Source organism: Methylobacterium sp. AC832 (assembly GCF_979256025.1).
Map to the genome: position 1 here is coordinate 1 of NZ_CEEDMV010000021.1, position 6,281 is coordinate 6,281.

Annotated in this window: 2 protein-coding genes; both read left to right on the forward strand. The window is 69.6% G+C overall.

Annotated features, from left to right (window positions below):
• A partial coding sequence (locus tag AC0IXR_RS24920) for an amino acid adenylation domain-containing protein (protein WP_471762581.1) occupies positions 1-4,746 on the forward strand: 4,746 nt, incomplete at its 5' end.
• Positions 4,747-6,281 (forward strand): condensation domain-containing protein (locus tag AC0IXR_RS24925; protein ID WP_471762582.1); only part of this gene is annotated, 1,535 nt, incomplete at its 3' end. It lies immediately after the preceding gene.

Here is a 6,281-nt window from a genome sequence, read left to right on the forward strand (position 1 = left end):
ACCGTGGTGGCTGACATCTGGGCCAAGGCGCTCGGCCTCCCCGCCATCCCCCCCGACCGGAACTTCTTCGAGGCGGGCGGCGATTCCATCCTCAGCCTTCAGATCGTCGCCCGCCTGCGCGAAGCGGGTTTTGCCGCGACGCCGCGCCAGATCTTCGAGCATCAGACCGTGGCGGCACTCGCCCAAGCCATCACGCTGGTCGAAGGACCGGCGGCCACGATCCGCGTGCCGGAAGGCCCCGCCCCCCTTACGCCGATCCAGCATTGGTTCTTCGAGCAACCGATGCCGAAGCGCGACCACTGGAACCAGTCCGTCGAGCTGGATGCCCGCGTGAATCTCGATGCCGACCGTCTCGGAGAGACGCTGACGGCCCTCGTCGCCCATCACGAGGCGTTGCGCTACGCCTTCGGTCGTGACGCGGAAGGCGCGTGGTTTCAGGAGCCGGTCTCGCCGGCTCGCCTCGCCGATCCGCTTTCGGTGGTCGAAGTGGAGAGCGATGACGAGGCGCGGACCTGCTTCCTCGCCGCCGAGCGCAGCCTCAACCTCGCGGATGGGCGCGTCTTCGCCGCTGTGCTGGCAAACCTTCCCGGCGGACGCCAGCGCCTGCTGCTCACTGCTCATCACCTCGTCGTGGATGCCGTCTCCTGGCGCATCCTCGTCTCGGACCTCGACCTGCTCTACCGAGGCGATGCGGCCCTCGCGCCCGTGACGCCGTTCCGGTCGTGGGCCCATCGCCTGCGCGACCATGCGGCGGAGATCGGGACGGAGACCGAGGCGTGGATCAGCGCGCTCTCAGGCTCGACCGCCCGGCTTCCCGTCGACCATCCCGATGCTCCGCGCGATCAGCGTCACGCACGAGCGACCCATCTGGCCCTCGATTCTTCTGTCGTGGCCGGCCTCGATCGTCTGCGCAAAACCTATCGGATGCGCCTCGACGAGGTGCTTCTGTCGGGCTTGGCACGGGCCCTCGCCGCCTGGACGAAGCATCCCACGCTCGGCGTGACGCTCGAACGCCACGGGCGGGACGGCGACGCGGCGGATCTTCCCCTCGACAGGACCGTCGGCTGGTTCACCACCCTGGTGCCGGTCGGCCTGACGGTTTCGGGCGATATCGCGCGCGATCTAAAGGCGACGAAAGAAACCCTGCGTCGGCTTCCCGGCGACGGCACGGACTTCTCGCTCCTGCGCTATCTCGGGTCACGGACCGAACGTGAGCGCCTGTCCGCGCTGCCATGGCCGGAGGTGACCTTCAATCACCTCGGCACCGTCGCCGATATCGATGCGGGGCCCCTGTTCTCTCTCGACACCGAGGCGATGCGGCTGTCGGCGGATCCCGCCGCTCCGCTGGGCTCCGAACTCGTGGTCGACAGCTACCAGGGCAAGGGAGCGATCACCCTGCGCCTCGGCTATGGCGGGGACCGTTTCGACGGCCCGACCATCGAACGACTGATCGACCTCCTCAGGCTCGCATTCGATGCCCTCGCTGTGCATGGCCATGACGAGGCTGCCGGCGGCGCGACCCCATCGGATTTCGCCCTCGCGGGCCTGACCCAGGACGAACTCGACGGCCTCGGCCTCGATTGGTGGACGATCGAGGACCTCTACCCGCTGACTCCGACACAGGGCGGGATCCTGTTCCACGCGCTCGCCGCTCCGGGGGCCGGTCTCTACGTCAATCAACTCGGCGTCACCCTGGGCGGCCTCGATCCCGAGCGCTTCGCGACGGCGTGGCGGGCGAGCGTGGCGCGCCATCCCATCCTGCGCACCAGCTTCCACTGGACGGACGAATTCGACGCTCCCTTGCAGGTCGTCCATGCCTCTGCGGACCTGACGGTCACGCGCCTCGACCGGCCGGACGCGACCGACGCGGATCTCGCTGCGATCGCCGAGGCCGAGCGAGCCCAAGGCTTCGACCTGTCCCGGCCGCCGCTGATGCGTCTCCTCATCGTCGATTTCGGCCGGGGACGGCATCGGCTGATCTGGACCTGCCACCACCTCCTCCTCGACGGATGGAGCAATGCCCGCCTGATCTCCGAGGTGCTCCGCGACTATGCGGGCGAGACGATCGCGCCGCCGTCCCGCCTGTTCCGCGACCATCTCGCCCGGCTCTCGACACGCGACCGCGGCGGCGACGAGCGGTTCTGGCGTGACGCCCTGGCCCCGCTGGACGCGCCCAGCCTCATCTCCCCGGCTCTGTCCGGCGTGGCAGGGGCGAGCGGCCACATCGCCATCGATACGGTCTTGGGCGAAGCCCGCACCGACCGTCTCCATGCTTTCGCCCGGCGTGAGCAGGTGACCCTGAACACGGTGTTCGAAGCCGCATGGGCGCTCACCCTGGGCCGGTTCACCGGACGCAAGAGCGTGGCGTTCGGAATCACCGGGTCGGGCCGTCCCCCGGACGATGGCGGGATGCACGAGGTGCTCGGCCTGTTCATCAACACGGTGCCGCGCTGCGTCGAACTTGGCGGACGGCGTCCGGTCTCGGACTGGCTGCGCCGGCTCCAGGCCGAGGCGGCGGCCCTGCGGGACCACGATCTCGCCTCCCTCGCTGATATCCAGACCTGGGCCGGGCGGAGCGGACAGCCGCTCTTCGACAGCCTGCTCGTCGTCGAGAATTATCCTCTCGACGCCGTCGTCCGCGAGCGCAGCCTCGGCGGGCTGGAATTCGGTCCGGTGACGACGCTGGAGGCCACCGACGTCCCGTTGACCCTGTCGCTTCTTCTCGACGGCTCGCCGCGCCTCAACTGGAGCGTGGATCAGGCCCGGATTTCCCCGGCCGATATCCACCGCCTCAATGCGCAGCTGCTGCACATCCTCGACACCGTCATGGATGCGGCTGGCGCGCCCGTGGATACGCTCTCCCTCGTCCTGCCGGAGGAGATAGAGCAGGCCCGACGCCGGGCCGCCGACAGCCGCACGGCCCCGGTCGAACCCGCCATCCATCTGCGGATCGCGGAACACGCCAGGGTGCGGCCGGACGCGGTGGCCGTCACCTTCGAGGGCGAGCGGGCGACCTATGCGGAGATCGAGACCAGAGCGACGCGTCTTGCCCGGCGTCTCGTCCGTGAAGGCGTGCGCCCCGGTGATCTCGTGGGACTCTGCGCAGAGCGCTCGCTCTCGCTCATCGTCGGGATCCTTGCGATCCTGAAGAGCGGAGCCGGCTATGTTCCCCTCGATCCGAGCTATCCGGCCGAGCGTATCGAGTTCATGCTCGTCGATTCCGGTGCCCGACACGTGCTCACCACCATGGGCCTCGCCGCGAGCCTGCCCGAGGGTGGTCCCCAGCCGATCCTCCTCGACGAAGCGGCGGCGACCGAGGACGGAGACACCCCCCTGCCGCCGGCGCCTCATCCCGATCAGCCGGCCTATGTGATCTACACCTCGGGCTCCACCGGACAGCCGAAGGGCGTCGTCGTCACCCATGCCAACGCTGCGCGCCTGCTGACCACCACGCAGGCTGATTTCGGCTTTGGCCAGGACGATGTCTGGACCCTGTTCCATGCCTACGGGTTCGACTTCTCGGTCTGGGAAATCTTCGGGGCGCTCTGCCATGGGGGGCGCCTCGTCGTGGTGCCGCGTGAGGTGACGCGAGCGGCGGATGCGTTCCTCGATCTCCTCGTCCGCGAGGGCGTCACGGTGCTGAACCAGACCCCCTCCGCCTTCCGGCCGCTGATGCAGGCGGCCGTCGCCCGCCCGAAAGGATTGGCCCTGCGCCACGTCGTGTTCGGCGGAGAGGCCCTCGACGTCGCCGGACTGAAGCCCTGGTTCGACCGGTTCGGCGATGCGGTGCCGCGTCTCGTGAACATGTACGGCATCACCGAGACGACGGTTCACGTGACCTACCGGCCTCTCGCCGCCGGCGACGCGCAGAGGGCCGACAGCCCCATCGGCGAGGCGTTGCCCGACCTCACCCTGCACCTGCTCGACGATTCCCTCGATCCCGTTCCCGACGGGGTGACGGGCGAGATCCATGTGGGCGGTGCCGGCTTGGCCCAGGGCTATCTCGGGCGCGCCGCGCTGACGGCCGAACGCTTCGTGCCGGATCCGTTCGGCCCTCCGGGCGGACGGCTCTATCGCAGCGGCGATCTCGCCCTTCGCCGACCGGACGGCACGCTCGCCTATCTCGGGCGGGCCGACGGACAGGTGAAGCTGCGCGGTTTCCGGATCGAGACAGGCGAGATCGCCGCCGCCCTGCGGGCGCAGGACGGTATCGCCGATGCCGCGATCGTGCTTCGCGAAACGGCGGGGGACAAGCAGCTCGTCGCCTATGTCACCGGCACGCCGGTGGACGAGGCGAGCTTGCGTGAAGTTCTACTTCGCCGGCTACCGAGCTATATGGTCCCGGCCCATATCGTGTCTGTACCGTCCTTTCCCCTCACGCCGAACGGCAAGCTAGACCTTCACGCATTGCCCGCGCCGCTAACCCTCTCGCGAGCCTCGGCCGAGCCGGAGGGGGTGATGGAGGTCGCCCTCGCGGAGATCTGGCGCGAGGTGCTGGAAGTGGACGCAATCGGCCGCGACGACGACTTCTTCGGCCTCGGCGGCCATTCTCTCACCGCCGCACAGCTCGCCATGCGGGTGAAGCAGCGCCTCGGCGCCACCGTGCCGATCCGCGCCCTGTTCGAAGCGCCGACCCTGCGCGGCTATGCCCTCGCGGTGACGTCGAACGAGACGGCGGGCGACGGACGGGACGAGGCGGACGACCTGTCCGACATGGACGCCCTCCTCGCCGATCTGGAGGCCTGAATGACCGCCCGCCCCGCCGACCAAGCCACACCCCAGGCGACCGATCTCAGCCGCCGCTTCGGCCGGCTCTCCGCCGACAAGCGCCGCGTCTTCCTCGACGCCCTGGCCTCCCGGGGTATCGATTTCGCCCGGTTGCCGATCGTCGCGCGGGAGGAGGATACCGGCCCCGAGAGGGTCGCGCCCCTGTCCTACGCGCAGGAGCGGCTGTGGCTCATCGGTCGGATGGGAGGCGACGCCGCCCTGCTCCATATCGCGGGCGGGCTCGACCTCGTCGGGACGCTCGATGGCGATGCCCTGGGACGGGCTTTCGAAGCCCTCGTCGCCCGGCATCCGGCCCTGAGGACGGGGTTCCGTGCCGGCCAGAGCGACGGGGTCGAGGCCGTCACCCTGGCCGTGGTCGCGGCGAGCCTGCGGCATGTCTCGCTCGAGACGTCGGATCGCGATATCGCAGAGGAGCGCCTCGCCGCCCTGTCCCGCGAGGAGGCCCGGCGCCCGTTCGATCTGGCGGCACCGCCCCTGTTCAGAGCCGTGCTGGTCCGCATGGAGCCCGAGCGCCACGTCCTCCTCCTGACGATGCACCACCTCGTCTCGGATGGCCGCTCGGTGGAGATCCTGCTCGCCGAGCTGATGCGCGTCTATGCGGCGGGCGAGGCCGCTGGCTTGCCCGCGCTGCCCATCGCCTATGCCGATTACGCACGCTGGCAGCGCGATTGGCTGGAGGCCGGCGAGCTCGACCGCCAGCTTTCCTGGTGGCGCGAGCGCCTCGGGGCCACCGAGACCGTGATCCCGCTACCCACCGACCGGCCCCGCCCGGCGGTTCAGAGTTTCCGGGGAGCGGCGGTGGATTTCACCCTCGATGCCGATGTAGCGACCGGGCTCGAAGCCCTGGCGCGGCAGGCCGGCGCAACCAGTGCCATGGTCCTCCTCGCCATCCTGTCCCTGGTCCTCCGGCGCTATACCGGTGAGGCGGACCTGCGCATCGGCATCCCTGTAGCCAACCGAAACCGGCCGGAGACGGAAGGGCTCGTCGGTCTCTTCGTCAACACCCTGGCGATCCGGGTCATCGTCGATCCGGGCGCGAGCGTCCTCGACCATGTGCGGGCCGTGCGCGACGCTATGGTGGATGCTCAAGGCCACCAGGACCTGCCCTTCGAGCGACTGGTCGAAGCGCTCCAGACCCGCCGGACCGTGAGCCACACCCCCGTCGTCCAGGTGATGCACAGCCACCGCGTCGAGGGGCCGGGACGGTTCGAGATCGGCGACCTGACGGTCTCGCCCTTCGGACGCGGGACCGGCAACGTCCAGTTCGATCTCGTGCTGGAGACGGTGACGGAAGCCCGCGGGGCGCTGCGCGGATCGTTCGGCTATGCCCGCGACCTGTTCCAGCGGGACACGATGGAGCGGATGCGAGACGGGTTCCTCACCCTTCTGCGCGGTGCGGTAGAGGAGCCCGGCCGCCGTGTTGACGCGTTGCCCTTGGTTCCGTTCGAGGCCCTGTCGGATCTGTCGGCGCCCTACGCGGATGGGATGCCGCT